Raw genomic sequence first — 24,619 nt, 5'->3', positions numbered from 1 at the left:
TGAACGCCCCGTACGTACCGTTGTCGGGTAGCCACAGAGAGCGTCCGTGAACCGCCTACGGCACCCTCAACCAGGTAAACCGTCGTCAGTCGAACTCGGCCGGATTGACTTCGGGGAGCGTGATGAGATTTTCACGGCCGATCCGAAGCTTCTCGATATCGTCGTCGTCGTCCATCTGCGAGAGGAGTTGCGAGACTTTGGCGTTCGACCAGCCGGTCTCCGTAACGATCGAGGCCTGCTTCATCCGCCCGCCGTTTTGTTTGAGCAACCGGAGGACCCGTTCCTCGTCGCTCAGCAGTTCGGGATCGATCTCCTCGTCGACTTCCTCCTCGAACTCGAGTTGCGTTCCGGCTGCGGCGTCTGCAGCGTCGGTGTTGCCAACGGCTGTCGGCCCGGCACCCGGTTGCACCGACCCACCGTTGGTATCAGTCGCCATCGACGAGTCGTGTTCCTGCTCGCCTCGAGTACCGCCGCGCGAACGGAGTCGGTTCCCGAGACCAGTACGTCCGAGCTGGGAGACACGCTCGGCGAGTTGATCGACCGGCTGCGGCAGATCGATCTCCGGTTTCCACCGTGCGAGGAGATAGCTGCCGATCCCAACGAACAAAACGAGCGCGAAGACGGCAGCGATCATCCAGCTCGAGATATCGAAGCCGGAAGTCGCGCCGCTGTGGACGAAGACGATGTCGAGCTCGCCGTCGCCGAACTCGTAGGGGCCGTCCCAGTCGAGTTGGGTCGGCGTCTCGAGGGCGTAGTCCGCCGGCGGCTCGATAATAAGCCGTTGCGTGTCGGTTAACGTGAGCCAGACGCCGGTGTCGGTCTGAAAGGCATCGCCGAAGTAGATTCGGTCGTTCTCGGTGGTCGCGAAGTTGGTCCACGTAAACGAGTAGGTGATGACGCCGACGTGGACGGTCTCACCGTCGCCGTCGTCGGTTTCGATGGTCTCGGCGTCGACAACGTCGTCCTCCGCGACCGGGTTGACGCGCGGCTCGTCCCAGCCGGCGTTTTCGATCGACATGTGACGATCGGTCCGATCTGCGGCATCGTGTGCGTGGGCTTCGAACAGTTGACGGTTGATCGCGATGTCGCGTTCGCCGGCCGTGACGGCGCTGGCGAACTGCTCGAAATCGTCGATATCGTCGTCGTCGTGGAGAACGAAGCGACTCTCGATAGTCCAGTGTGCATCTCCGCTTTCGTCGATGTCGATCCGGAATACCTGTCGTGGATCGGCGTCTGTCGGCGGATCGGTACCGGCCTGAGAGAGCGATGCTGGGGGCGTGGATACGAGCGAGGAGGATGATGGCGCAGTAGAGAGCGCTTGCGTCGGGGAGAGCGAGGCCGACTCGAGCGAGGACTGGTCAGCGCCAACGACCGTCGGCCCAGCGTCGGGCGCGGATCCCGTCGCTGACGGCGTGGCTGCCACCACCCCCACGGTAGACGTTACGAGGAGGATTGTGAGGGCGATTGTAATGGCGGTGGATAACCGCATGCGTACCAATCGGTGGTTTCCCCGGGGAAAAAACCCTTTCCATCGGAAAATAAACGGTTACCATCGACTGTAGACTTGTCTATCACGCCTGTTTGCGATGATTTAGATCTACACGAGTGGTGCGACCAGCTTTTGTATCAGGAGCCCATACGGTCGGTCGATGAATCGTACGACGCCCGTCCTCCTCGCTGCGGTCCTCGTCTCCTCGCTTCTTGCGATGCCGGTTATTGCGGCGGGACCGGAGCCAACGTCCCACGACGTGGGAGCCGACGACCCCACCTCCTCCCTTCCCCTCCACCAGCTCGCTGCTCAACAACCGCCAGCCGAGGCCGATGGAACGACAAATCGTCTCCCGCTCGAACCCGATCGAGCCGGACACACCGAGTACGGCACCGACATCGGCCTCGCACTCGCGAGCGTAGACGACGAACTGCGAGTCGATCACGAGCAGTATACGCTCATCGACAGCGAGTTCGCCACCGCTTCGGCCGACGAACGAGAAGAGATGGTCCGAGCGGCATACAACCAGATCAAAGATCGAACCGAGCAGTTAGAAGAGCGCGAGCGTGAGGCGGTTCGCGACCACGCCGCTGGCGAACTCACCGACACCGAACTCATACAGACGCTGTTGCGAAACCAGAACGAGGCGGCCAAGCTGTACGATGCGCTGGTGTTAACCGATGATCGAGCGGATCAGATCGACGGCTACTCGCTCGTCGGTCAACAGACTCGAGCCGATAGAACGATCCTCGAATACCACCAGACGTCGATTCGATCGACGCTCGAACAAGCGAGCCAATCCGGCGGAGCGAGCGAGCAGACCGAGCTCCTGATTCAGACCTCGGAGAACGGCTACAGTCTCTCGATGATTGACGGCGATATGTACGAGCGAGAGACGGTTCGATTCGATAACCGTCGGGTGAGCACGGCACCGAACCAGTTCGAAGACAGTTCGCATTCCGAAACGATGGACCACGCAGCGGAGCACTATCCGTGGGCAGGCATCGACCAGGGCTGGTCAGGCTTTCGCGACAGCGGCAACGAAAACCTCTATCGGATGACGATGGAGGTAGATCAGAACCACCTCGAGATTCACCTCGACGGCGGAACCGGCGAGGTCTACCGCGAGGAGCAGGAGCTCTCGCTGGAATCACTCCCCGAAGAGAGCGTCGAAACCTGGACCGACGACGAGGACGAACTCGAGCTCGAACTCGTACAGACGCCGGCAAACGGACCAGCGGCAGTGACGGTAAACGATACGGCAACGGACGAACCCGTGGGCGCGACGATCACCATCGACGGAGTCGACGTCGGCCACACTGACGACGGGACGCTGTGGATCGTTCCACCGAACGACGAGTACGAACTGCGAGCCGAGACAAGCACTGGAACCGTCAATGCGACAATTACGGGTAACTAACGTCGCCCGACGACCGATAGACGATACCGACTACCCGTCCGACCCTTTATCACGGAACGAGCGGCCCAGAGTAGCGTGTGTCCAGTCGCTCGAGTACACCGCGCCCTCGATGTCGCTGTCCGACTAGCAAAACCGCCAGTTGTGCTCACGGTACTGTCGGCCGTGTCGACGCTGACGGACGAGCGATCAGTCCGGTCGTCGGCGTTCTCGTACTGATCGTCCTCACGGTGTTGCTCGTGACGATCGTCGCCGTCGGTGCGAGTACGCTGACACTCGAGTCCGGCGGCCCGACTGCAGCGTTCGACCTGACGGCCGATAGCGGGACCTCAGAGATCACCATCGAACACGTCGCCGGTGATCGGATCGACGTCGAGGAACTGTCCGTGACGGTCGCGGTAAACGACGACCCGTTGGCGGCACAACCGCCCGTACCGTTCGTCGGCGCGACCGGATTCGACGGAGCGCCGAGGGGCGCGTTCAACGCGGAGGCGGACCCCGAGTGGCGAGTCGGAGAGCAGGTCGGTTTCACCGTTGCCGAAACGAACGATCCCGGGATCGACGCGGGTGATTCGGTCACCGTTACGCTCGCCGTTGACGGCTATCGCGTGGCGGCGCTCGAGACGACGGCGCGCTGAAAGCCGACACGAGAGAAACTGTCGAGGAGGTACGATCGAAAATCGGATCAGGTCGCCCTACCGAACGCCGGTCACGTACGTCTGCTCGTGATCCGGAAACAGCTTCGAAACGGCTTCGGGGCCGTCTTCGTCGGCAATGATGGCTCGGAGTTCCGCCTCGTAATCGGCTCGGTCGATCTCCTCGCTCGGTCCGACGGTCACCTCGAGGCGCGCTTCGACGAGCCGGTCGACGGCGGTACGGCCAAAGCCCGACAGGGGTGCGATGTAATCGACATCGTGGCGATCCTCGAGGCTCTGGGCCTGCGCCCGCGAAATAGTCGGGACGCGGTCGTCACGCCGCGTACCGTCGGCGATCGCGTCGAACTCCTGTTCCGCCAGTCGCTCGAGGGCGTGCTGGTGTATCTGTTGTATCCCGTTGCGCGGAAAGCCGTCGTCACGGATCTGGTCGACGGCCTCCCGGGCGACGGCCGAATCCAGCTCGAGGCGCTCGAACGCGAAGCCGGCGGCGGTAGCGGTCTCGCGGGCGTGTTTCCAGTCGTCACTGATGCCGAACTGGGCCGTGACGAGCGTGACGTCGTAGAACTCCTCGAGGAGAAGGGCTGCGAGCGTCGAGTCCTTGCCGCCGCTGTAGAGCACTCCGAGCTCCATCAGCGACGCTTGATGTCGAAGCTCTGTGAGTCGGGTTTCAGCTCCTGAAGGAGTTGTTTCATCTTTTCGTCGTCGATTTTGCCCTGGATGCGCCCGCTGCGGGCCAGCGTGACGACCTGCCGTTCGACTTGCTCACCGAACTGGGGTTTGCTCATCTTGACGGTGTTGAGCCGTTTGCGGGCATCGTCGGTCAGGTGTTGGCGCAACACGGCCTTCTTCTGGGCTTCGGCCTGTTGCTGGGCCGCCTCCTGCGAGCCGTCGCCCTGTTGGCCGGCCTGTTCCTGTAACTGCTCCATTTTCTTCTGTCGGAGCTCCTCAAGTTTTTCCTCGTCAGGTGAGCCACTCATAGCTATCGACGTATTGGTTCGCATGGCGGAAAATGATTACGGACGACAGGCGATGCTACTGGCGGCGCTCGAGTGTCGTTTCGGCAGGAAACTGGTTTCGATCGTCTACGCGTAGCGTTCGAGTTCCGGGCGGTCGAGCTCCTCAAGGACGGCACCGGCAGTGTCGTCGAGCAGGCTTCGGCCGGCAGGCGTGATGCGGCGACCTTCACCCTCCGCGGTTTCGACGAGGTCCTCCTCTTCGAGCTGCTGGAGGATGGTACGGATCAGGTTCTTCGAGCCGTCGGTTCGCTTGTCGGGAGCGACCTGGTAGCGGTTCGAACCGTCCTTCGCGCCGCCGTACTCTGTCGAGAGTCGTTCGACGCCGATCGGGCCGCGGTCGGCGACCTTGCGCAGGAGACTTGCGGCGCGGGTCGCCCAGAAGTCTTCCTGTTCGGGCGGAAGCTCTCGGTCGACACCGGTCTTTACGAACTTGCCCCAGTCGGGCTCGTCGAGTCGCTCCTCGAGATCGTCGGCGAGCGCCTCGATGAGGTCGTCCGCCGGAACGTCGTACATCGTAGCCATTGGCGTGTGGTTTCCGTCCGCGGCATTTAAGGCCATCGTTGTCCCGTCCAGTAGGTGTGTGCCGTCTGCACACACGGAACGCGGGTTTCGCGGCTCGCGGAACGTGACGGTCACGGACGGTCCGGACCGCTTTTCGTACTGGACGCGAAACGGCCGGTATGGACGAACGCGCCGCCCTGGCGCTCCTCGAGCGCGAACTCGAGGCTGTCGGTGACGATGCTGCCGTCGTCGACGACCTCGTGATTACGACGGATATGCTCCACGAGCGGACGGATTTCCCGCCGGGAACGACCCGCTACACCGCAGGTTGGCGAGCGGTCGCCGCCTCGCTCTCCGACGTCGCCGCGATGGGCGCCGACGCAACCGCGACCGTCGCGGCGTACGCGGCCCCCGAATTCGATCGCGAGGAGCTTCTCGCGTTCGTGCGCGGAGCGAGCGACGTTTGCGAGCGCGTCGACGCCGAGTACGTCGGGGGCGATCTCGACGGTCACGAGGAGTTCACCGTGACGACGACGGCGGTCGGCCGAACGGACGATCCCGTCCCTCGTAGCGGTGCCCAGCCCGGCAATCTCGTCTGTGTTACCGGCACGGTCGGTCGGAGCGCGGCCGCGATCGAACTGTTCGAGCGCGGCGATGACGGCCGAGACGGCGACGCCGACTCTCGCGGCGAATCGTCCGGCGACAGCGGTCGCAGGCGACCAGCCGGCGATAGCGAATCGTCCGGCGACACCAGGACCGCCCTCGAGCGCGCGAACGAACTCTTCCGGTTCGAACCGCGGGTCGCGGCCGGCCGGACGCTCGCGCCGCACGCGACGGCGATGATGGACTCGAGCGACGGTCTCGCCCGGTCGCTCCACCAGCTCGCCGAAGCCAGCGACTGCGGGTTCTCGGTCGAGTCGGAACGGCTTCCGATCGCCGACGCGCTGTGCGACGTGGCCGACGGCGAGGAGTTACTCGACCTCGCGACCACCTTCGGCGAGGAGTTTGAGCTCGTCGTGACGCTCCCGGAAGCGGCGCTCGAGACGGTTCGGACGGAGATCGACGTCGATCTCTCGGTCGTCGGTTCAGTGACGCCAGCCGAGGACGGGATCACCCTCGACGGCGAGACGCTTGCGGATCGCGGATACACGCATGGTAACTGAGTAGGAGCGAGACGGCGATCACGCCGTTCCACGGCGGTTGTCCGTTCTCACTGTAGAATTTCGATCGGTACCGGCATGAAGCAGAGCAAGCCGAGGCCGAACGTGACGATGCCGACGATGAGTCGACCCGTTCCCAGCCGCTCGTCGGTTACCGGTCTTGCCGCACCCGCCGACGCCAGCACGATAGCCAGGATGCCCCAGAAGACCCAGATGAACACCGTCTGCGCGCCGTAGCCGCCGACGTAGTAGAGGTACGCGGCGAGAGCGAACAGGGCGGCCGGCACGAGCGCGCTGATGGTCTCGTGGAACTCGCCGGTCATCGCCCGGAGGATGTGGCCGCCGTCGAGCTGTCCGACCGGGATCAGGTTGAGAAACGTGACGAACATGCCGACCCAGGCTCCGATGACGACCGGATTGATGTTCCGCGTCGGATCGTCGGTGTACATCGGCTGATCGACTGCCGTCGCGAGCAACTCGAGCATCGGCGGGATTCCGAGGCGAAGCCCGCCGCTCTCGGCCTCCTGAACGAGGGATTCCGGAACGGTCACGGGCGGCATGTGGAGTCCGACAACGGCGACGACGACCGTCGCGACCAGTCCCGCCAGCGGGCCGGCGACACCGATATCGAACAGGGCTTTGCGGTCGGGCATCTGTCCCTTCAGTTTGATCACCGCACCCATCGTTCCGATAATCGTCGGGATAGGGATGAAGTACGGCAGCGAGGCGTCGACCTCGTGATAGCGGCTCATCGCGTAGTGTCCCAGTTCGTGGACCCCGAGTACCGAGAGAATCGCGAGCGAGAAGGGCCACGCGTGGACGATATCGACCGGATTCGCGACCGGGTCGAGCCCCGGATACCACCACAACGCACCGACGAACAACGTGGAGATCGCCGTCGACAGCAGCAACACGATATTCGTCCAGGGGATGCCGTCGATGCCGACGCTGACCGGTTCGGCGACGAGAACGTACTCGCCGTAGCGCGTGGTCAGCTGCAGTTCGTACCCCGCCCGTCTGAAGACGGGCCACAGTTCGCGCAGTGCCTGCTCGGGATGTACCCGCGGATCGCCGTAGTACAGCAGCTGGTCGCCCTCGGTTCGGATCTCGTAGATCGTAAACACCGACTCGACTCGCTCGAGCGGCGGTCCGTCATCGAAAGACCGACCGTCGGCTCGTCCCGTTCCGAACCCGGCCGAATCGACGTCGTCCATCACCGGTGATTCAGTACCGCTTCGTATAAATCGCCTGCCGTTGGCTGCTCCGGCTGTGAGCGTCCGAACGACGATCGGTACCTGCCACAACAGCGGCTACCGAGGTTACTGACCGCTGAAAAAGCGACAAGGGACGAGCGGGGACTCGTCAGGGCTCGTGCCGGATGGCGTCAGGAACGCGCCGACATGCGGGGTGTGGGTGGAGAGAGGCGGATCGTGGGAGATCCGTCGTCGTGTGGGGTTTCAGGAGCGGCACAGCGCACACGACCGCGATCAGGCGGGCTCGACGCGCCAGGTCGTCGCACTCGTGTACGACCACTTTTCGATCTCGAGGTCGGTCGCCGACTCCGAGAGCTTGACCATCAGCGCGCCGATTTCTTTGGGGGACATTCCGACGTCGTCTGCGATGAACTTGCCTTTGAAGTACAGCTCGCCGTCTTCTGCACGTTCACGCAGGTAGCGTTTCAGGCGGTGTTCTTTGCTTTCCGTGGAGGGTTGGGCTGTCGTGCTCATCGACATCAACCGCTTGTGGGGGGAATATGTTATAAAGGGTGGATGGTTAGCGGCATTTCGTTTGTGTTCAACGATTTGGGGGGTAAGAGACATTTTACACCCCTTTATGAGATCGTTTCTAGGGGGCCGAGATGGCATTAGAAGTTTTAAAACCGCTGCTAATCTATTATCGCGCCCAGGATTCTCACGTGTGATAGACAGTCGTTTCTCGCGAGGGTTGATCAATTTTGAACGACACGTGTCCGAATACAATACGTTACGATCGTTCGTGGACCCAGAACTCGTCGTCCACTGTCACTTCTTTCTTGAACAGCGGAACCTCGTCTTTCAGGCGGTTGATTCCGTCTTCGACGGTCCGAAACGCCTCCGTACGGTGCCCCGCGAGCACGACGACGAAGACGATATCCTCGCCGTCTTCGACGACGCCGGTGCGGTGTTCGAGTTCGACCTCGAGAACGCCGTCACGGGCCTCGAGATCCGCCTCGAGGGCCGCCATACGCTCCTCCGCGATACCCTCGTACTTCTCGAACTCGAGGTATTGGGTGCGCGAGTCGTCCGGGTCGTCTTTCGCCCGCACGCGCCCAGTGAACGTCGCGATCGCGCCGGCCTGATCGGCGTTCGGTGACCGCTTTACCCGCTCGACCAGCGCCTCGAGGGTGACGTGTGGTTCGGTGTCCGCAAGCGCGGTCGCGACCGCGTCGACATCGAGATCGCCGGACGCCTTGACGGCCGCGATGACGTCGTCCTCGAGATCGGTCGAACCGACGACGAGTTTCGGGTGGCGAAGGGCTTCGATGCCGACGACGACCGCATAGTCGCAGTTGACCGCCAACTGGTCGAGGGCATCTCCGACGGTCATTCCCGTCCCGGAGGCGGCCCAGTCGCCGTCCGCGCCAAGGTCGTAGATGACGTCCCCGCCGACGGCCGTCGGTTCGTGTGCGTGCATGCCGTCCGCGATCGTCGCGTCGTATCTGATGACGCCGACGCGTCCCTCCTGTGCGAGTCGATCGACGGTGCGGTCGACGACCCGCTCGAGTGCGTCGCCGCCCGCGCCGCGGTCGAGGATACCGAGTACGTGCATACTATGAACATGGCGACGTCGGGCTTTGTAGCTATCGACGCCGGAGGCAGAGAGCCGGTGCTGGCGGACCACTTCGTGTTGGGATATGACACGCGCGCTGCCGGCCAGTTGGCAACCCTTAAGATAGCAACCCGGTTACACCGGGTTAGCATGAAAGTGGTCGTCTCTATCGGCGGAAGCGTGCTCGTCCCCGAGCCCGGTGCGGATCGGGTTGCCGAACACGCGGCCGTCGTCGAAGACCTCGTCGCGGACGGCTGTCGCGTCGGTGCCGTCGTCGGGGGCGGCGGCGTCGCTCGTGAGTACATCAGCGCCGCTCGCGATCTGGGGGCAAACGAGATCGAACTCGATCAGCTGGGTATCGACGTCACCCGGCTCAACGCACGGCTGTTGATCGCCGCACTGGGCGAGGATTCCGTCACCGCGCCGGCCGCGGACTACGAGGACGCCCGCGAGGCGCTCCGGCGCGGCGGAATATCGGTCATGGGCGGCGTCGCGCCGGCCCAGACGACCGACGCCGTCGGCGCGGCCCTCGCGGAGTACGTCGACGCCGACCTGCTCGTCTACGCGACGAGCGTCCCCGGCGTCTACAGCGACGATCCCAACGAAGCGGCCGACGCGACGAAATACGACGAACTCAGCGCGACCGAACTCGTCGACGTCATCGCCGGCCTCGAGATGAACGCCGGTGCCTCGGCACCCGTCGATCTGCTGGCGGCGAAGATCATCCAGCGCTCGGGGATGCGAACGATCGTCCTCGACGGCACCGATCCGGACCGAATCTCGCGTGCCGTTCGCCACGGTGACCACGACGGCACCGACGTCATTCCGGCGGGCGTCGGCGAGGAACCGACCTACTGGGCCGACGACGAGCAATGAGTACCGAACACGACGGAGACGCCGACGCAGACGACGGCACCGTCAGTCCCTACACGCTCCAGCGTGAGGACGGCGACGACGCTCGTCACGCCTTCTGGGCGGACACCGTCGCGGATCGAGTGGAGGCCCGCGACCCCGACGAACCGATCGTCGTCAAGGGCGGTATCTCCCCGTCGGGCGTGCCCCACCTGGGAAACGTCAACGAGATCATGCGGGGCTACTACGTCGCCGAAGTTCTTCGCGATCGCGGTCACGAGGTCCGGCAGGTCTTTACCGCGGACGACCGCGATCCGCTGCGAGGACTGCCGCGGACGCTCTGTGATCTCGAGGGGAACCTCGTCGATCTCGGCGAGGTCGACGCGGGCGCGCTCGGCCGAAACCTCGGCGCACCGTACACGGACATTCCGGACCCCTTCGGCTGCTGTGATTCTTACGGCGATCACTTCTCCACGATCATTCAGGACAGCGCAGACGCCGTCGACGTCCCGATCGAACTGCTCTCGAACACGGAACTGTACGAGAACGGCGACCTCGAGGACGTCACCCGCTTCGTCCTCGAAAACCGAGATCGCGCACGCGAGGTGCTCGCCGAGTACCAGGACAAGGTCGACGCGGACTACGTTCCGTTCAATCCGATCTGTGAGGCGTGTGGGAAGATCACGGAAACGGTGACCGGCGTCGATTTAGACACCGGCGAAGCGGGAACCGTCGACTACAGATGTACCGATATGGACGCCGGCGACCAGACGATCGACGGCTGCGGTCACGAGGGCACCGCGACCCTGCGCGAGGGGAAGATGCCCTGGCGCTTCGAGTGGCCCGCCCAGTGGCAGGTACTCGGCGTCGACTTCGAGCCCTTCGGCAAGGACCACGCCGAAGGCTCCTGGCCCAGCGGCCAGGACGTCGCGCGCAACGTCTTCGACAACGAGCCGCCCGTTCCGATGGTCTACGAGTGGTTCACCCTCGAGGGCGAGCCGTTTTCCTCCTCGGAAGGAAACGTCATCCTCGTCTCGGACGTGCTCGAACTGTTAGAGCCCGAAGTCCTGCGCTATTTCTTCGCAAAAGATCCCGCGAAGGCCCGGGACTTCAGCATTGAACGCTTAGACCAGTTGGTCGACGAGTTCGACCGCCTCGAGGCGATCTACTTCGACGAGATCGAGGCCAGCGAGGACGAGACGGCCTTCGCGAAACGAGTCTACCCGCTCGTCGTGGGCGAGCCGAAAGCCGAGCGGGTTCGACTGCCCTACACCTTCGCCGCCGTTCTCGGCATGACCGACGACCCCGATCTGCGCGAGGAAATCGCCCGGCGCGAGGGCCATATTCCCGAGGACGCCCCCGAGTGGGCGGTCGAGGGTGCACTCGAGCGCGTCGAACAGGCCCGCAACTGGGCGCGGCGGACCGAAAACGAGTTCGACTACGAACTCAAGCGAACCGAGATTCCGGACCACGAGTTCGACGCGGCGACCGAGGATGCCCTCGACGAACTCGCGGCGTTCATCGAAGCGGGTCACGAGCCCGAGGAGATTCAGAGCGAGATCTACGAAACGGCACGGCGTCACGACATCGACGTCGGTGACTTCTTCAGTGCGGGCTACCGGCTTTTCTTCGACGAGGAGCAGGGCCCGAAGCTCGGGTCGTTCCTCGCGAAGGTCGATCGCGAGTTCGTCGTCGCCCGACTGCGTCGTGAACGATGAGCGAGAACGGCGGTACTGAACCCGCCGTTCGGTCGGCAGGATAGACAAAAGCCCTTTGAGAACGCCCCCCGGAAATACGATCGATGGATTACGGCTCTCCCGCTGTCGTCTCGGTTCCCGAACTCTACGGCTCGGAGACGCTTACGTGGGCTGTTATCGGCCTACTCGTCTACTGGTTCGGGATTATTGCACTTCGCCGCGCGGATCTCTTACCGGAGTACGTCGGGACGCAGGGCCCGATTCTTACGTTCCACACGAAACGCGGTCGGGAGTTCCTCGACCGCCTCTCGAAGCCAAAGCGGTTCTGGCGAGCGTGGGCGAACCTCGGCGTCGGCATCGCCATCGTCGTGATGGTTACGATGTTCGTGGTTCTTCTCCTCGCGGCGATCTCCGCGATTTCGTCACCACAACCCTCCGGGGGCGTCCAGCAACCTCGCAACGTCGTGCCGTTCCCCGGCGTTAACGACTTTCTTCCGCTATCCGCGACGCCCGGTATCGTCGTCGGCCTCCTCGTCGGACTGGTCGTCCACGAGGGCGGCCACGGCCTCCTCTGTCGCGTCGAGGATATCGGCATCAACTCGATGGGCGTCGCCATGCTCGCGATTATTCCGTTTGGCGCGTTCGTCGAGCCCGATCAGGAAAGCAGCAAGAACGCCTCTCGAGGCGGCCAAACGCGGATGTTCGCTGCCGGCGTGACCAACAACTTCGCCGTGACGATCATCGTCTTCGCACTGCTTTTCGGACCGATCGTCGGCTCGATCGGCGTCGCCTCGGGGGCTGCGGTCGGCGGTATTGCACCCAACTCGCCCGCCGCAAACGCTGATATCGAACCCAACGACCGCATTACCGCCGTCAACGGCGCGACGGTCGAGACCAACGGCGACCTCGCCGACCGTCTCGAGGCCGCGGACGGAGAGCAGGTCGAACTCGAACTCAACGGCGAGGAAACCACGGCAGTCGAGCGATCGCTGCTCGTGACCGCGACGATGGCGAACGGCCCCGCGGGGCTGGACGTCGGTGACAGGATCATCTCGGTCAACGATCAGTCGATCGCGACCGAACGCGGCTTCTTCGAGGCCGTCGGCGGCGACGAACGCGTCACGCTGACGATCGAACGCAACGGGGACCAGTTCGAGCGCGAGGCGTCGATCGGTGCCGCCGTCGACGTCACGGAAGACGGGCCGCTCGAGGCGGCGACTGGCCCGACCGACGAGACGTTCGTGATCACGTCCTTCGACGGTGAACGAACGCAGACCTATAGTGATCTCGAGTCGCTGCTACAGGAGACCGATGCCGGCCAGGAGGTTACCGTCGCTGGCTACTTCGGCGACGAACGCGAGGAGTACGACGTAACGCTCGACGATCACCCGCGACAGGATTCCGGCTTCCTCGGTATCTTCGGTAATCCCGGTACGTCCGGCTTCGAAGTGAGCGATATCGGCGTCCAACTGTATCCCGCCGAAGAGTACCTGGCCATTCTCGGCGGTGACGGGGGGAGTTACGGCGCGGTGACCGACTCCTTCTTCGGCAAGATCGGTCTGTCGATCCTGCTGCCAGTTATCGGCGTTATCGGGCTACTACCGTTCAACTTCGCCGGCTTCACCGGCGGTGTCGAGAACTTCTACGAAGTGCAGGGCTCGCTTGCGGCACTCGGTGATAGCACCGTCTTCATCCTCGCGAACATCCTGTTCTGGACCGGCTGGATCAACGTCCAACTGGGCTTTTTCAACTGCATTCCGGCGTTCCCGCTCGACGGCGGCCATATCCTCCGGACGAGCACCGAGGCGGTCGTCTCGCGGCTGCCGTTCGAAACGAACCGCGGCCACGTCCGGACGGTCACGACGACGATCGGGCTGACGATGCTCATCAGCTTCCTCGTGATGCTGTTCCTGCCCTTCCTGCTCTAGTTTCGCCTACTATCGGCCGCGATTCCGTCTCAGAGAGAGAAAAGTCGACCCTCGTCCGAACGTTGATACGCGAGGACGATACGTCAAAACGGTGGGCCGGGACCCTATTCGTCGTCCGCGTCGCCACCGACGTCGTCGACATCGTGTCGGTCGTAAAACTCCGCCGGCGTCGCCTCGATGCGCTCGAATTCGCTGTCGAAATAGTGCTCGTGATGGCGAACCACCTGTTCGACGATCCACGCGCTGAACGTCTCGTCGAACTGCCACTCGCCCGCTATCTCGGGAATCTCGAACCGTTCGTCGGTTGAAAACGCGGCGTAGACGTGGAAAAAACCCAGAATAACGTCGGCGAACTCCCGCGCATTCTCGGTGCAATTTTCGCGACGAGTCGTGAGTTCGTCGTAGCCGTCGTCGGTGAGTTCGAAGTACTTCCGATCGGGTTCGTCCTCGCGTTCGATTCGTTCGGCCCAGCCCTTCTCCTCGAACTTGTACAAGATTGGATAGACGGAGCCGTAAGAAGGCTCCCAGTGACCGCCGCTGATCTCGCGAATCTCCTTTAAAATTTCGTAGCCATACCGCGGTTTCTCTTCGAGTAGCTCGAGAACGAGATAGGCGATGAGTCCTTTCGGTGGCCCACTTTTCCGCATGTGAACCCCGTTTAAGCGGGCGTACGTAAAGGATTTCGGTCCCCAGCAACCTCGAGTCGGGGCCACGGACGGACAGCCGAGAACAGTTCCTTCTTATCGGTCGCGTCCCAACGGTCGGCTATGGAACGACGGACACCACCGCGAACGAAAGAGGGCTGGTATATCCTGCACGACTTCCGAACGATCGACTGGGATGCGTGGCGGGATGCCCCCGATCACGTCCGCGAACGGGCGCTCGAGGAGGGTGTGGCGTTCCTCACTGACTGCGAGCGAGTCGCGGACGCGGCGGACGGCGATTCGGGGACGTTCGCCATGCTCGGCCACGAGACCGACCTGCTTATCATGCACATCCGGCCGACGATGGCCGACGTCGAACAGCTCGAGCGACGCTTCAACCAGACGGCGTTCGCCGAGTTCGCCGAGCAGACCGACTCGTACGTGTCGGTCGCGGAGGTCTCCGACTACGTGAGCGACGCCTACTTCGAGGACGACGAGGAGGTCGAAAACGCCGGCCTCTCTCGGTATCTCGAGCAGAAACTCTACCCGCAGATTCCCGACGCCGAGTACGTCAACTTCTATCCGATGGAAAAGCGCCGCCAGCCGGAGCAGAACTGGTACGACCTGCCGTTCGAGCAACGCTCGGAGCACATGAGCTCACACGGCGACATCGGCCGCAGCTACGGCGGCAAGGTCAGCCAGATCACGGCCGGAAGCATCGGCTTCGACGACTACGAGTGGAGCGTTTCGCTGTTCGCGGACGACCCCGCGAACATCAAGAATCTGCTCGCCGAGATGCGTTTCGACCCGTCGACCTCGAAGTACGCCGAGTTCGGTCGGTTCTACGTCGGACGGCGGTTCGCGCCGTCGGACCTCCACGCGTACATGGCCGGTGAGGCCGTTCCGGCGGAGGAGACGGACGACGACGGCGGCCACCCGCACGCGGAGGGACATCACGGTGATGCAAACGGGGCCGACGGCCACGGTCACGAGCACGGGGGCACCGATGATTCAGGCGGCCCGCCCGGTGCCGGCGGGGACGACGTCCGCGATGAACTCGAGGATATCGGCGTCTATGCCGGCCAGCCACACGGCGAGGACGTCCACGCAGTCGTGCTCTACTCCGCGGCCGATTCCGACGAGTTGTTCGACGAGGTCGACGGCCTGCGAACGAACTTCGACCACTACGATACGCACCTGAAAACCGCGGTGTACGAGGCGAGCGAAGTCGGTGGCGAAGACGCCGAAAACGCGATCGTCAGCCTCTGGGAGACCAAACGTGCCGCGGATACGGCAGCCGGCTTCCTCTCGGAGCTTCCCGAAATCGTCCGGCAGGCGGGTGACGACGGCGGCGACGGCGATTCCTGGGGAACGATGGGGATGTTCTACACCGTCGAACCCGACCACCGGGAGGACTTCGTCAATACCTTCGGCGACGTCGCCGGTCTCCTCGCCGACATGGACGGCCACCGCAAGACCGACCTGCTGATCAACCGTGAGGACGAGAACGATATGTTCATCGCCAGCCGCTGGGACGCTCGAGAGGACGCCATGGAGTTCTTCCGAAGCGACGCGTTCTCGGAAACCGTCGAGTTCGGCCGCGATATCCTGGCTGACCGGCCGCGACACGTCTTCCTCGCCTGATCGATCGCGGATCGACCCGTCGCTGGCGGCCGTTTTCTCGGTTTCCAGGGGATGTGACACGGCCGGGACCGGCAGGTGTGTCCACTAACGTTCGTCGTAGAAGAAGTAGCCGGCGAGACCCGCGAGTCCCAGCGCGAGTGTGATGTAGGGCCAGTTTCCGGCGTCGGTGTCCGTCAGGCGGGCGTGGCCCACGACGAAGACCGCGAAGCCGATGTGGGCGACCAGCGTCGCGAGGAGAAACGCGGCAATATCCATCATTCGGCGCTTTTCACGGTTTGATAATAGCCGTTTCGATAGTCGGCGAAAAGTACACGACGCTCGTCCACAAACCACCGACGTAGTGAACCGACGTGCCTTCCTCGCTGTGTTGCCGTCGATCGCTCTCGCGGGCTGTGCGGCGCAGCTCGGCCTCGCTGATCGCGTCGAAATCACCCAGAAGTACGTCCGGCTCCACCCCTGGGACGACGACGAACCGATCTACGCCGCCGTGAGAGAACACGATACAGAGGCGGGGCCGTCCTATCGGGACGAGATCCACGAAGTGCTCGCCGACAGTATCGACGACGGGGAGCCGATCGCCATCTCCGAATCGGTCGCCGACCGCCTCAGAGGCGAGTTCGAGGCGGTCGAGTTCAGAATACGAGGCTGTGAACCGGAAACCGGCGACTGTCGGCGAACCACGCTCGTCCGAGAGGATTTCAACGAAGTCGAAGTCGGCGATATCGCTGATATCGTGTTTCGCAGCACCGGTGCGGGGCTGGTCTCCGTTCACGAGCGATACGAGAACTATAGTGACAGTAGTTAGTAGTACGGTTTCTTTATTTAATCCCCTTCTTGAAACACTTTCAGTGGCTACTGTAGCTCGGCACCGAACTGGACCGGCTGCGCTCGTCGCTTTCGATCTCGAGGTCGAGATCGGAATCGAGACTCGTCGTGCAGCAATCGGAACTGAAACCGAGAACGCGACCCGGACCGGGGCCGGAAGCGATACCGGTAACAGCACCGTCTAGTTCCACACCACACACTGTTCAGTCCTATCGCGCTCTCGAAACCGAACGAATGCCGTCGCTCCCGAGCGCGAACGTAGGGCACAGCAGAGTTACCGGAACCGGTCAGTCGTCAAACTCGTGATCCGGATCGTCTTCGACCTTCCGCTTCATCGAGTCTCGACGGGATTTGGCGTCTCGACCGGTTGCCTCGAGCAGGAAGTCGTTTTTCGCGTCGACCGCGTCGGCGGCGGCCTCGAGTTCGTCGGGACCGAGTTCGGTCGGATCGCGCTCGTAAAATTCGACGCCCAGTTTGTCCTTCTTGCCGGAGTACTCGACGGTTCCGACGACGACCTTCTCGAAGACCGGGTTGTCGGGTTCACCGATCACGTAGAGGTCGCTTCCCTTGTACTCCTCGGTGTCGGTGACGGGACCGAAGTAGTCCACGACTGTCGCTTCCATATCGGGGATTCGCTCTTCGAGATATTCACCGCGACGCATCTTGTACTCCTTCATGGATTGGAGATACACGGCGGACTGTTTACCTCTTTTCATAGCCGACGTTGGGTGCGACCGATAGACGGCTCGAGGGATGCGTGGCCAGGCCGTCGAACGTGTCGGGGCGCTCGTTGATCGGCGCGGCCGACAGGGGCCGCGTGAATGGAGCGTCTGCGAGGAGGCGAAACTGGGTGACCGATTGGAGCGGCGGTGACCGCGACGACCGGCGAACGGACGGCGACTCGGTTACAGAGTTACAGAGTTACAGAGCAGCGGAAAACCGGCCGGGTCCGTCAGGCTATCGCCGTTCTCGTTCGCCGAGATACCCCTTTCGGCATTCGGGGCAGATATCGCCAGCGCGAAGCGAACCGCGATTGCCGGCGGCGACGAACTCACACTGCGGGCAGTAGAACTCGGAGGGGACGTCCTCGCTCGGCGTCCCGCCGCTCTCACCGGGCGAGGGTGCCGTACTCGCCCGTTTGATACCGGTACCGGAGTCGGTTTGAGAGGCGGCGGACTCAGCAGTAGCCTCGTCCCGGCGTTCGTCTCGACCATCGGCCGGGTTCGGCGGCTGCGTGGTGACCGATCTGGCGTCGGCAGCGGCCGTCGATTCCCCCGTTTCATCGGATCCGATGTTGTCCTCGAGGACGACTGCGTCGTCCGTGACTTCGGCGTCGTCTTGCTCGGGGTCGGCTGTCAGTGGGGTGTCGTCGGCCGTGTCCGCCTCGTCACTGGCGGGTTCGTCGTCGTCCGGCCATTTGGCCGGGTCGTTTTTCGCACCGACGGGTGGGCCGACGTCTTCCGATTCGGGCCACTCCCCGTGTTCGCGGTCACGGTCGCGGCCCGTCTCGTCGTCATCGAGGATTTCGCCGTCGTCGGTTACCGGTTCGCCGGTGTCGTCGGTCGGGACGTCGAGGTCGCCGGTGGACTCGACCGACTTGGTATCGCCCGTCGCGGGCGTCGATTCGTCGACATCGTCGTCGATAAATTCCGCGTCGTCGTCACCGTCGTCGGCGTCGATGAATTCGGCGTCATCGGCGTCATCGGCGTCACCGTCGGCGCCGGCGTCGGTATCAGCTTCGCCGGCCGCCTCGGGGGTTGGTTCGGCGGCGCTGATGTCAGGGGTATCAGCGTCGGCCGTGTCAGTCGTATCGGGCTCGGGGTCGGACTCGTTGGGGAGCGAGTCGCCGTCCGTCTCGGCGGAGAGACTCGTCACTTCGGTGTTCTCGCTGATGACGTTACGATCGCCACAGCGGACACACTCTTCGTACTCCTGGACGGTGAGGACGACTTCGCTGCCCCGTTCTTCGCGCTCGCGTTCGACTTCGGACTCGCCGTAGTCGTGCCCGAGCAGCGAACATCGCAGGACCATTGTCCCACCGTACCCAGTCACGGCATAAAAAACGTACTGCCTCTCGGACCGCGTCCGTGTCGGGGTGTTGACCTTTCCCGGACGGGGAGACGTCGCTCGCTCGATTCTCGAACGGGCCGGTTTCATCTCGACTCTCGCCGAGCGAACGACAAACGTCAAATCCCCGGTCGTTGAAGACGGAGGTGGATGAGAGCAAAGCGGGAGTACCGGGACCGGCAATCGACGGAGGTAGCGGTACTCGACGCGCTCGTCGATCGTGCCGACGACGGAATGGGTATCTTCGAGCTTCGCGCAGCCGTCGAAGCCGATATCGACGAACTCGAGGAGGCCCTCTCGACGCTGAAAGAAGACGACCTGATCGTCGTCGAGTCCGAAACCAGCGAGACCGTTATCAAGCCCGCCGACCGGGTCATTCCCGACGTACCGAACGAAGAGACCAACGAACAGTCGATCGGCGAGTGGCTGCGCGAGCGGTTGCCTTTTTGAATCGAAACGCCTGATAGGCTCAGGCCCGAGTGAATACGCATGAGCGTCATCGAGTCTATTCACACGGATCACGGGGCGACGTTCGGCGATCGGGACGGGCGAACGATCGTCGAGCACTTCGGCCGCCCGGAGCGGACCCATCGTGCGGTTCGAAACGGCGTCGGCCTGCTCGAGGCGGCGTACGGCGTTGTTGTCGTCGAGGGCGACGACCGACTCGAGTACGTCGACAACGTCGTCTCGAACCGAGTTCCTGACGCGGACGGCCGGGGCTGTTACGCGCTCGTTCTGGGACCACAGGGCGGGATCGAGGTCGAGCTCTATATCTACAACGCTGGCGAGCGGCTGTTGCTCTTTACGCCGCCCTCGGAAGCCGAACCGCTGGCCGAGGACTGGTCCGAGAAGGTGTTCATCCAGGACGTCGATATCCGGGTTGCAACGGATGAGTACGCGATCTTCGGGATTCACGGGCCGAAGGCGACCGAAAAAGTCGCCAGCGTCCTCAACGGCGCTGGGTCGCCCGACGAGCGGTACTCGTTCGTTCGCGGAACGATGGGCGACGAGGGCGTGACCGTCATTCGCACCGACGCGCTCACCGGTGAGGAGAGCTACGAGGTCGTCTGCGGGGCCGCCGACGCCGAAGCCGTCTACGACACGTTGCTCAATCACGGTCTGAACGCCGCCCCCTTCGGCTACCGAGCCTTCGAGAGCCTCGCACTCGAGGCCGGTTCACCTCTGTTCGAGACCGAACTTGAGGGCACCCTCCCGAACGTCCTCGGGCTGCGCAACGCGCTGGACTTCGAGAAGGGCTGTTACGTCGGCCAGGAGGTGGTCTCCCGCGTCGAGAACCGCGGCCAGCCGAGTCGGCGGCTGGTGGGATTGACCCTCGAGGGCGAGACCGTCCCGGAATCGGGAGCCGCGATCTTCGACGGCGATAGCTCCGTCGGCGAGGTGACGCGGGCGGGCGAGAGTCCGCTGCTCGAGGACGTGATCGCGCTCGCGGTCGTCGACTACGGCCTCGAGAGCGACGAGTTGACGGCCCGCGTGGCCGGTGAGGAAACGCCGGCGACCGTGACTGCGCTGCCGTTCGTCGAGGGCTCGGACCGGTCGGATCGGCTGCCCGAGTATCAGTAATCCGCCCTACCCGTACAGATAGATCTTTGATAACTCCGCTCGAGAGAGCCGTACGTTCGAAACGATGATGATCGTTCTCTCGGTGGTCTTTCTGGTCGGCGGGCCGCTCGCCGTCACCAACGGCTACCGGATCGACACCGCGGAACAGCGGACCAGGGCGAACCGGCTCTGGCGAGTCTGGGTCGCGATGTCGGCCTTCGAAAGCGCCGTCGGACGTCTGTTTAATCTGGGTTCTGACGCGGGGGATGCCGACGGTCTGGCTTGTTACCGCACCGACGGCCGTCCCGCGCCCGTAGCCCTCGTTCAGTGGCGCATGCACGAGCGCACGGAGTTCAGGGGCTGGACGGACGAGTGGTTCGCCGGTCGCGGCTCGAGTGAGTCGTCGCTCCCGGCCTGATTCGGATCCTTCGAGGGACAGGGGTGCTCCCGTTTCGACGAGGTCCGGCGACCGTTCTCCGTCGCTATCCGCGCGCGGTGAGTCGGTACGATTCCATCGGGAAGACGACTCCGTCGTCGTCGGTGTACGCGTCGAGGCCGTCTTCAACCGCTCGGATCAGCTCGTCTCGGACCGTTCGCTCGGCACCCGCGATCGGTTCGGCCAGGGGTGAGCTTGCGGCCTCTCGACGGACGAATTCCTCGATCGAGGGATAGCGCATCGAACCGATCTCGATGGTGATCGATACGTCGTCGAACCCCGCCTCGCGGGCGAACGTTCTGAGGACGTCCTCCTCCCACGCGGGGAACGGTGAGCGCATCATCGCCCCGGCTTCGTCCCCGATGTGACGCTCCAGGGCTTCGGCTGCGACGACGTAACCGGGCTGGTACTCCAGCGGTCGCCAGACGCTGAGCGCCACACGTCCGCCCGACGCGAGGACCCGGTGCATCTCCTCGAGTGCGACAGATGGCTCGTCGACGAACTGGAGGGCCTGTTGGCAGCAGGCGACGTCGAATCGCCCCTTGGGAAACGGCAGGTCGATCGCGTCCCCCCGTCGCCACTCGATCGCGGGTCGGCGTTCGGTCTCGGTCGTCTCCGCTGCGACCGCGAGCATTCCCTCGTTGATGTCGAGCCCCACGATGGATCCGCGTTCACCCACCCGGGAGGCAGCGCTGCGCGCCACGATGCCGGTCCCGCAGGCGACATCCAAGAGCCGGTCACCGTCGCGCAAATCGGCAGCATCGAGGAGCCGTTCGGCCCACGGGGCAAACAGCGGCGGAACCAGATACTGTTCGTAGGCTTCGGAGGCGCGTTGTTCGAGCTGCCAGCCGGCGGATTGGTGTTCCTGATCGTTCATGACTGTACACCACGAATAGAAGTACGCGGCGAGCGAAAGTATAATTGTCTAGTGAAATATTTCACGGCGTGAACGCGGCGCTCGGCGGGACGGGATTCGAACGACACCGCTTACGGGAACGAGTCGACCGAGAGGAGTTCGTCCGCCGCCTCGAGCGGGCTGGCTTCCGCCCGGAACTGTTCGTAGTACGACGTCGCCCAGTCGTGCATCTCGTCGCTCCCCGTGTCGACGAGCGATCGGAGCGTTCCGGCCTCGTGATCGTAACAACAGATGCTGACCCGGTCGTCGAAGAGGCAGATCCCACACCGGTCGTCCATCGGGAGGGCGTCGTGTAATAAGACGGTGTAGTTGGGTCGCGCGGTCGCCTCTACGACGGTTCTTCGGTCCCACGACAGGAGTTCCTCGAAGACGGCAGGCGGATAGACGTATTCACACACCAGATCGTCCAGAGCGCGGTCGAAGAAGGGTTCCAAGTTACTCGACTTGAGGATCGCCATCCCGAATCCGCACATCGTCGTCGTCTCCGCGAGCAGTTGCGTGAGCCGTTCGACGGGCTGATAGGGGTACCCGGGACCCGGAACGGAGACGACCGCGTCGGTGAACAGTTCGACGCTGAATCCCTCGATCTCGTGTGGCAGCCACGGCCAGACTCCGCGGAGCCGTCGCTCGAGGCCCATCGCGTCGACGAACGTTCCGAATCGATCGGCGACGAACTCGCCCAACTCGGTCAGCCGGTACGTTCGTCCGTCCCGTTCGATCCAGTGGCGATCCTGAAAATCGGCGAGGATTCGTCCCATCGTCGGCGAGGAGGCCCCCGTCGCGGCGCGCAGGTCGTTTCGATCACGCGGGCGTTCGGCCAGCGTCTCGAGTACCCCGACGCGGTGATCGGAGCGTACGAGAAAGTCGATATCGTCGATTGTCTCTCCCATGGGTGTGGTACGCAGTAGCAGGCAATAGTCGTGCAGGTAGAGCGACGGCCGAGCGGTCTCGTCCGACCGATTTCCGGCTGGTAGCGGCTCGACTGGCGACTGCTCCCCGCTACGCCGCACGGCCCCCGGAACTGGCCAGCCGTACGATCAAGGACGGCGACGATCGAATCCTGCTATGGGCTCGAGTACCGACGAACCGGTCGACACCAGTACGGACTTCGAGGACTGTCCGCGCGACTCCGCACGCAGTCCGAGGAGGCGCCCGGCTCCGACACTGACCGCGTGACGATCCGATCGCTCGAGGACGTCAGTTCCGACTCACTGTCGGAGTTACTCGAAGCGGCCGAAACTAAAACCGACGCGACTGACCCGGCGGATCTCGTCTTCGTTCTCTCGCGGGCAAACGCCGAACTCGTCCTCGAGCGGGAGTTCGATATCGACGACGTCGACGAGTTAGCGGAGATTCTGGGCCGGCCGGTACAGGTCGAAGGCGAGATGCCGGACGACACGATTCTCCTGTTGGATCCTGACGCGGTCGACGGCGAGGAGCCCGTCGATCCGGAGGCCATCGCCTGCGGAATCGTCGGAACCGATCACTGACGCTGTCGGGACCGTTCGATTGTCGGCCGCGACGGCCGTCCACTGCCGCCCGTAGTTCTATCCGCAACTCGAGTGTGGCCCCAGTATGCGCTATCTCGAGATTACGGTCCCCGAGGGGAAACGTCGGGCCGTCCTCGACATTCTGGAAGACGAGGGGATCGACTACGTCGTCAGCGACGAGACGAGCGGCAGGGGGTACACCGCAGTCGTCCGGTTCCCGGTCCCGACGCGGGCCGTCGAACCGGTCCTCGATCGACTCAGGCGGGCCGGGATCAGCGACGAGAGCAGCGTCGTCGTCATCAACGCCGAGACGGTCATCTCCGAGCAGTTCGCGACACTCCGCGATCAGTACAGCCACGGCGGCCAGAAGGGGGCCCGAACCTCAAGACAGGTTCTCCGGACGAAAGCCGACGAACTCACGCCCCCGTTTACGATCTACACCGTGATGTTGCTCATCAGCGCCGTCGTCGCCACCGCCGGGTTGCTGGCCGACTCCCCGGCGGTCGTCATCGGCGCGATGGTCATCGCACCCCTGCTCGGCCCCGCACTCGCCGCAAACGTCGGGATTGTCACCGGCGACGACCGCCTCAAGGCGACCGGCTTCGTCTACCAGCTCGTCGGCGTTACGATGGTCGTCGTCGCCTCGATCGGCCTCGCGGTGCTCGCACGGATCGCCGGACTCGAGCCCGCGGGAGTCGACATCGTCGTCGCGACCGAACTGGGCGAACGAGTTTCGCCGAACCTGTTCTCGCTCGCAGTGGCCCTCGGCGCGGGAATCGCCGGTATCTTGAGTCTCACGCGGGGGTTCTCGGAGGCCATCGTCGGCGTCATGATCGCCGCGGCGTTGATTCCGCCGTCGGCCGCGGTCGGGATCACGGTCGCCTGGGGGATGTACGGCGCGGCGGTCGGTGCGGCCGTGCTCGTGATCGTCAATCTGCTGTCGATCAACCTCGCCGCGCTGGCCACGCTCTGGGTCGCCGGCTATCGTCCGCAGGGGTTGTTCGAGGTGTCGCCGAGCCGGACACCGACGTACACGTACGCGGCGATTTTCGGGATCGGGCTGCTGGTACTGGCCGCGCCGCTGGCCGGCGTCACCCTGCTCGATTTCCACACGACCGAACTCGAGTCGTCGGCCGATGACGAAGTCGAGTCGGTGCTCAACGAGTCCGAATACGACCACCTCGAGGCGGCTGCCGTCGCGGTCGAACTCGACGGCGACTATCCGATTCAGTCGGTCGATCAGGTCGTCGTTACGGTCACCGGACAGGATCCCGGACCGGAACCGGGGCTCGCCGACCGACTCTACGAGGCGATCGAACCGCACAGCGACGAGTCGCTTGTCATCGAGGTGCAGTACGTCGTGGCCGAACAGCGCGGTGGAGAGACCGAGATCCAACAGGTGGCGGATCGATCCTCGAGCGACTCGTGAGCGGGGGTCACTAACTCATGCCCGCGCCGATAGCGACGCTGACCGCCTCGCACTCTCATTTGCTCGACTCTTCACGCACCTCGA

25 protein-coding genes and 1 pseudogene are annotated in these 24,619 nt (G+C 63.7%); 13 read left to right on the top strand and 13 right to left on the bottom strand.

Annotated elements, in window-relative coordinates:
- Positions 1 to 85 precede the first annotated feature (85 nt).
- Complete coding sequence (locus GS429_RS04630) at positions 86 to 1,423, bottom strand: helix-turn-helix transcriptional regulator (protein ID WP_328821241.1); 1,338 nt, start codon at positions 1,421 to 1,423, stop codon at positions 86 to 88.
- A 226-nt stretch (positions 1,424 to 1,649) separates the two neighbouring features.
- On the opposite strand from GS429_RS04630, the gene GS429_RS04625 reads away from it, so the two are divergent.
- Positions 1,650 to 2,909, top strand: coding sequence for a DUF7096 domain-containing protein (locus GS429_RS04625; protein ID WP_160063179.1), 1,260 nt, complete (start codon positions 1,650 to 1,652; stop codon positions 2,907 to 2,909).
- 185 nt (positions 2,910 to 3,094) lie between these two features.
- Positions 3,095 to 3,544: a type IV pilin domain-containing protein gene (locus tag GS429_RS04620; RefSeq protein WP_328821246.1), complete on the top strand. Its 450-nt coding sequence runs from the start codon at positions 3,095 to 3,097 to the stop codon at positions 3,542 to 3,544.
- Positions 3,545 to 3,601: 57 nt separating this feature from the next.
- On the opposite strand, the gene GS429_RS04615 is transcribed toward GS429_RS04620, so the two are convergent.
- The 3 genes from GS429_RS04615 to GS429_RS04605 all read right to left on the bottom strand — a co-directional run bounded on the left by GS429_RS04615 (position 3,602) and on the right by GS429_RS04605 (position 5,100).
- Complete coding sequence (locus GS429_RS04615; RefSeq protein ID WP_160063177.1) at positions 3,602 to 4,192, bottom strand: DUF7411 family protein; 591 nt, start codon at positions 4,190 to 4,192, stop codon at positions 3,602 to 3,604.
- A complete protein-coding gene (locus tag GS429_RS04610; RefSeq protein WP_160063175.1) occupies positions 4,192 to 4,539 on the bottom strand; it encodes a DNA-binding protein in 348 nt (115 codons plus the stop codon). Before GS429_RS04610 ends, GS429_RS04615 begins: the two co-directional genes overlap by 1 nt.
- A 105-nt stretch (positions 4,540 to 4,644) precedes the next feature.
- Positions 4,645 to 5,100 carry a 30S ribosomal protein S19e gene (locus GS429_RS04605; RefSeq protein ID WP_160063173.1) on the bottom strand — a complete coding sequence of 152 codons (456 nt, stop codon included), beginning with the start codon at positions 5,098 to 5,100 and terminating at the stop codon, positions 4,645 to 4,647.
- Positions 5,101 to 5,258: 158 nt separating this feature from the next.
- On the opposite strand from GS429_RS04605, the gene thiL reads away from it, so the two are divergent.
- On the top strand, positions 5,259 to 6,242 hold the full coding sequence (thiL, locus tag GS429_RS04600; RefSeq protein ID WP_160063171.1) for a thiamine-phosphate kinase: 984 nt from the start codon (positions 5,259 to 5,261) through the stop codon (positions 6,240 to 6,242).
- Between the two features lie 47 nt (positions 6,243 to 6,289).
- Here thiL and GS429_RS04595 read toward each other — a convergent pair whose 3' ends face one another.
- The 3 genes from GS429_RS04595 to GS429_RS04585 all read right to left on the bottom strand — a co-directional run bounded on the left by GS429_RS04595 (position 6,290) and on the right by GS429_RS04585 (position 9,047).
- Complete coding sequence (locus tag GS429_RS04595; RefSeq protein ID WP_160063169.1) at positions 6,290 to 7,453, bottom strand: site-2 protease family protein; 1,164 nt, start codon at positions 7,451 to 7,453, stop codon at positions 6,290 to 6,292.
- Positions 7,454 to 7,726: 273 nt separating this feature from the next.
- Positions 7,727 to 7,972, bottom strand: coding sequence for a DUF7123 family protein (locus GS429_RS04590; RefSeq protein WP_160063167.1), 246 nt, complete (start codon positions 7,970 to 7,972; stop codon positions 7,727 to 7,729).
- Positions 7,973 to 8,222: 250 nt separating this feature from the next.
- Positions 8,223 to 9,047, bottom strand: coding sequence for a molybdopterin synthase (locus GS429_RS04585; protein WP_160063165.1), 825 nt, complete (start codon positions 9,045 to 9,047; stop codon positions 8,223 to 8,225).
- A gap of 150 nt (positions 9,048 to 9,197) precedes the next feature.
- Between GS429_RS04585 and pyrH the strand changes: the two genes are divergently transcribed.
- The 3 genes from pyrH (at position 9,198) to GS429_RS04570 (ending at position 13,524) form a co-directional block, all read left to right on the top strand.
- Complete coding sequence (gene pyrH, locus GS429_RS04580) at positions 9,198 to 9,923, top strand: UMP kinase (protein WP_160063163.1); 726 nt, start codon at positions 9,198 to 9,200, stop codon at positions 9,921 to 9,923.
- A complete protein-coding gene (lysS, locus tag GS429_RS04575) occupies positions 9,920 to 11,617 on the top strand; it encodes a lysine--tRNA ligase (protein WP_160063161.1) in 1,698 nt (565 codons plus the stop codon). Before pyrH ends, lysS begins: the two co-directional genes overlap by 4 nt.
- A gap of 83 nt (positions 11,618 to 11,700) precedes the next feature.
- On the top strand, positions 11,701 to 13,524 hold the full coding sequence (locus tag GS429_RS04570) for a site-2 protease family protein (RefSeq protein ID WP_160063159.1): 1,824 nt from the start codon (positions 11,701 to 11,703) through the stop codon (positions 13,522 to 13,524).
- A 104-nt stretch (positions 13,525 to 13,628) separates the two neighbouring features.
- On the opposite strand, the gene GS429_RS04565 is transcribed toward GS429_RS04570, so the two are convergent.
- A complete protein-coding gene (locus GS429_RS04565) occupies positions 13,629 to 14,171 on the bottom strand; it encodes a PadR family transcriptional regulator (RefSeq protein ID WP_160063157.1) in 543 nt (180 codons plus the stop codon).
- 120 nt (positions 14,172 to 14,291) lie between these two features.
- On the opposite strand from GS429_RS04565, the gene GS429_RS04560 reads away from it, so the two are divergent.
- Entirely contained in the window at positions 14,292 to 15,812 is a 1,521-nt protein-coding gene (locus GS429_RS04560; protein ID WP_160063155.1) for a heme-binding protein, read from the top strand.
- An 84-nt stretch (positions 15,813 to 15,896) separates the two neighbouring features.
- Here the strand turns inward: GS429_RS04560 and GS429_RS21725 are convergent, their stop codons facing one another.
- Positions 15,897 to 16,067: a hypothetical protein gene (locus tag GS429_RS21725; protein ID WP_201293954.1), complete on the bottom strand. Its 171-nt coding sequence runs from the start codon at positions 16,065 to 16,067 to the stop codon at positions 15,897 to 15,899.
- Between the two features lie 85 nt (positions 16,068 to 16,152).
- On the opposite strand from GS429_RS21725, the gene GS429_RS04555 reads away from it, so the two are divergent.
- On the top strand, positions 16,153 to 16,617 hold the full coding sequence (locus GS429_RS04555) for a hypothetical protein (protein WP_328821240.1): 465 nt from the start codon (positions 16,153 to 16,155) through the stop codon (positions 16,615 to 16,617).
- Positions 16,618 to 16,924: 307 nt separating this feature from the next.
- Here the strand turns inward: GS429_RS04555 and GS429_RS04550 are convergent, their stop codons facing one another.
- Positions 16,925 to 17,314, bottom strand: a complete 390-nt coding sequence (locus GS429_RS04550; protein WP_160063153.1) for a DUF5611 family protein — start codon at positions 17,312 to 17,314, stop codon at positions 16,925 to 16,927.
- 280 nt (positions 17,315 to 17,594) lie between these two features.
- Positions 17,595 to 18,668: a DUF7093 family protein gene (locus GS429_RS04545; protein ID WP_160063151.1), complete on the bottom strand. Its 1,074-nt coding sequence runs from the start codon at positions 18,666 to 18,668 to the stop codon at positions 17,595 to 17,597.
- 186 nt (positions 18,669 to 18,854) lie between these two features.
- On the opposite strand from GS429_RS04545, the gene GS429_RS04540 reads away from it, so the two are divergent.
- The 3 genes from GS429_RS04540 (at position 18,855) to GS429_RS04530 (ending at position 20,682) form a co-directional block, all read left to right on the top strand.
- Positions 18,855 to 19,154, top strand: coding sequence for a DUF6432 family protein (locus GS429_RS04540; RefSeq protein WP_160063149.1), 300 nt, complete (start codon positions 18,855 to 18,857; stop codon positions 19,152 to 19,154).
- 39 nt (positions 19,155 to 19,193) lie between these two features.
- Positions 19,194 to 20,285 carry a CAF17-like 4Fe-4S cluster assembly/insertion protein YgfZ gene (gene ygfZ / locus GS429_RS04535; protein ID WP_160063147.1) on the top strand — a complete coding sequence of 364 codons (1,092 nt, stop codon included), beginning with the start codon at positions 19,194 to 19,196 and terminating at the stop codon, positions 20,283 to 20,285.
- Positions 20,286 to 20,349: 64 nt separating this feature from the next.
- A complete protein-coding gene (locus GS429_RS04530) occupies positions 20,350 to 20,682 on the top strand; it encodes a hypothetical protein (protein ID WP_235920734.1) in 333 nt (110 codons plus the stop codon).
- Between the two features lie 64 nt (positions 20,683 to 20,746).
- Here GS429_RS04530 and GS429_RS04525 read toward each other — a convergent pair whose 3' ends face one another.
- Both GS429_RS04525 and GS429_RS04520 read right to left on the bottom strand, forming a co-directional pair.
- Positions 20,747 to 21,577: a class I SAM-dependent methyltransferase gene (locus GS429_RS04525; protein WP_160063145.1), complete on the bottom strand. Its 831-nt coding sequence runs from the start codon at positions 21,575 to 21,577 to the stop codon at positions 20,747 to 20,749.
- Between the two features lie 110 nt (positions 21,578 to 21,687).
- Positions 21,688 to 22,506 (bottom strand): helix-turn-helix transcriptional regulator, encoded by an 819-nt coding sequence (locus tag GS429_RS04520; RefSeq protein ID WP_160063143.1) that lies wholly within the window; start codon positions 22,504 to 22,506, stop codon positions 21,688 to 21,690.
- A gap of 175 nt (positions 22,507 to 22,681) precedes the next feature.
- Between GS429_RS04520 and GS429_RS04515 the strand changes: the two are divergent.
- Positions 22,682 to 23,106, top strand: a pseudogene (locus GS429_RS04515) (hypothetical protein).
- A gap of 85 nt (positions 23,107 to 23,191) precedes the next feature.
- Positions 23,192 to 24,535 (top strand): TIGR00341 family protein, encoded by a 1,344-nt coding sequence (locus tag GS429_RS04510; protein ID WP_160063141.1) that lies wholly within the window; start codon positions 23,192 to 23,194, stop codon positions 24,533 to 24,535.
- Positions 24,536 to 24,619 lie beyond the last annotated feature (84 nt).

The organism is Natronorubrum halalkaliphilum (genome assembly GCF_009834785.1).
GTDB classification, from domain to species: Archaea; Halobacteriota; Halobacteria; order Halobacteriales; family Natrialbaceae; genus Natronorubrum; species Natronorubrum halalkaliphilum.
Note: the sequence above shows the minus strand (reverse complement) of the source record. Positions and strands in the feature narration are given on the sequence as shown.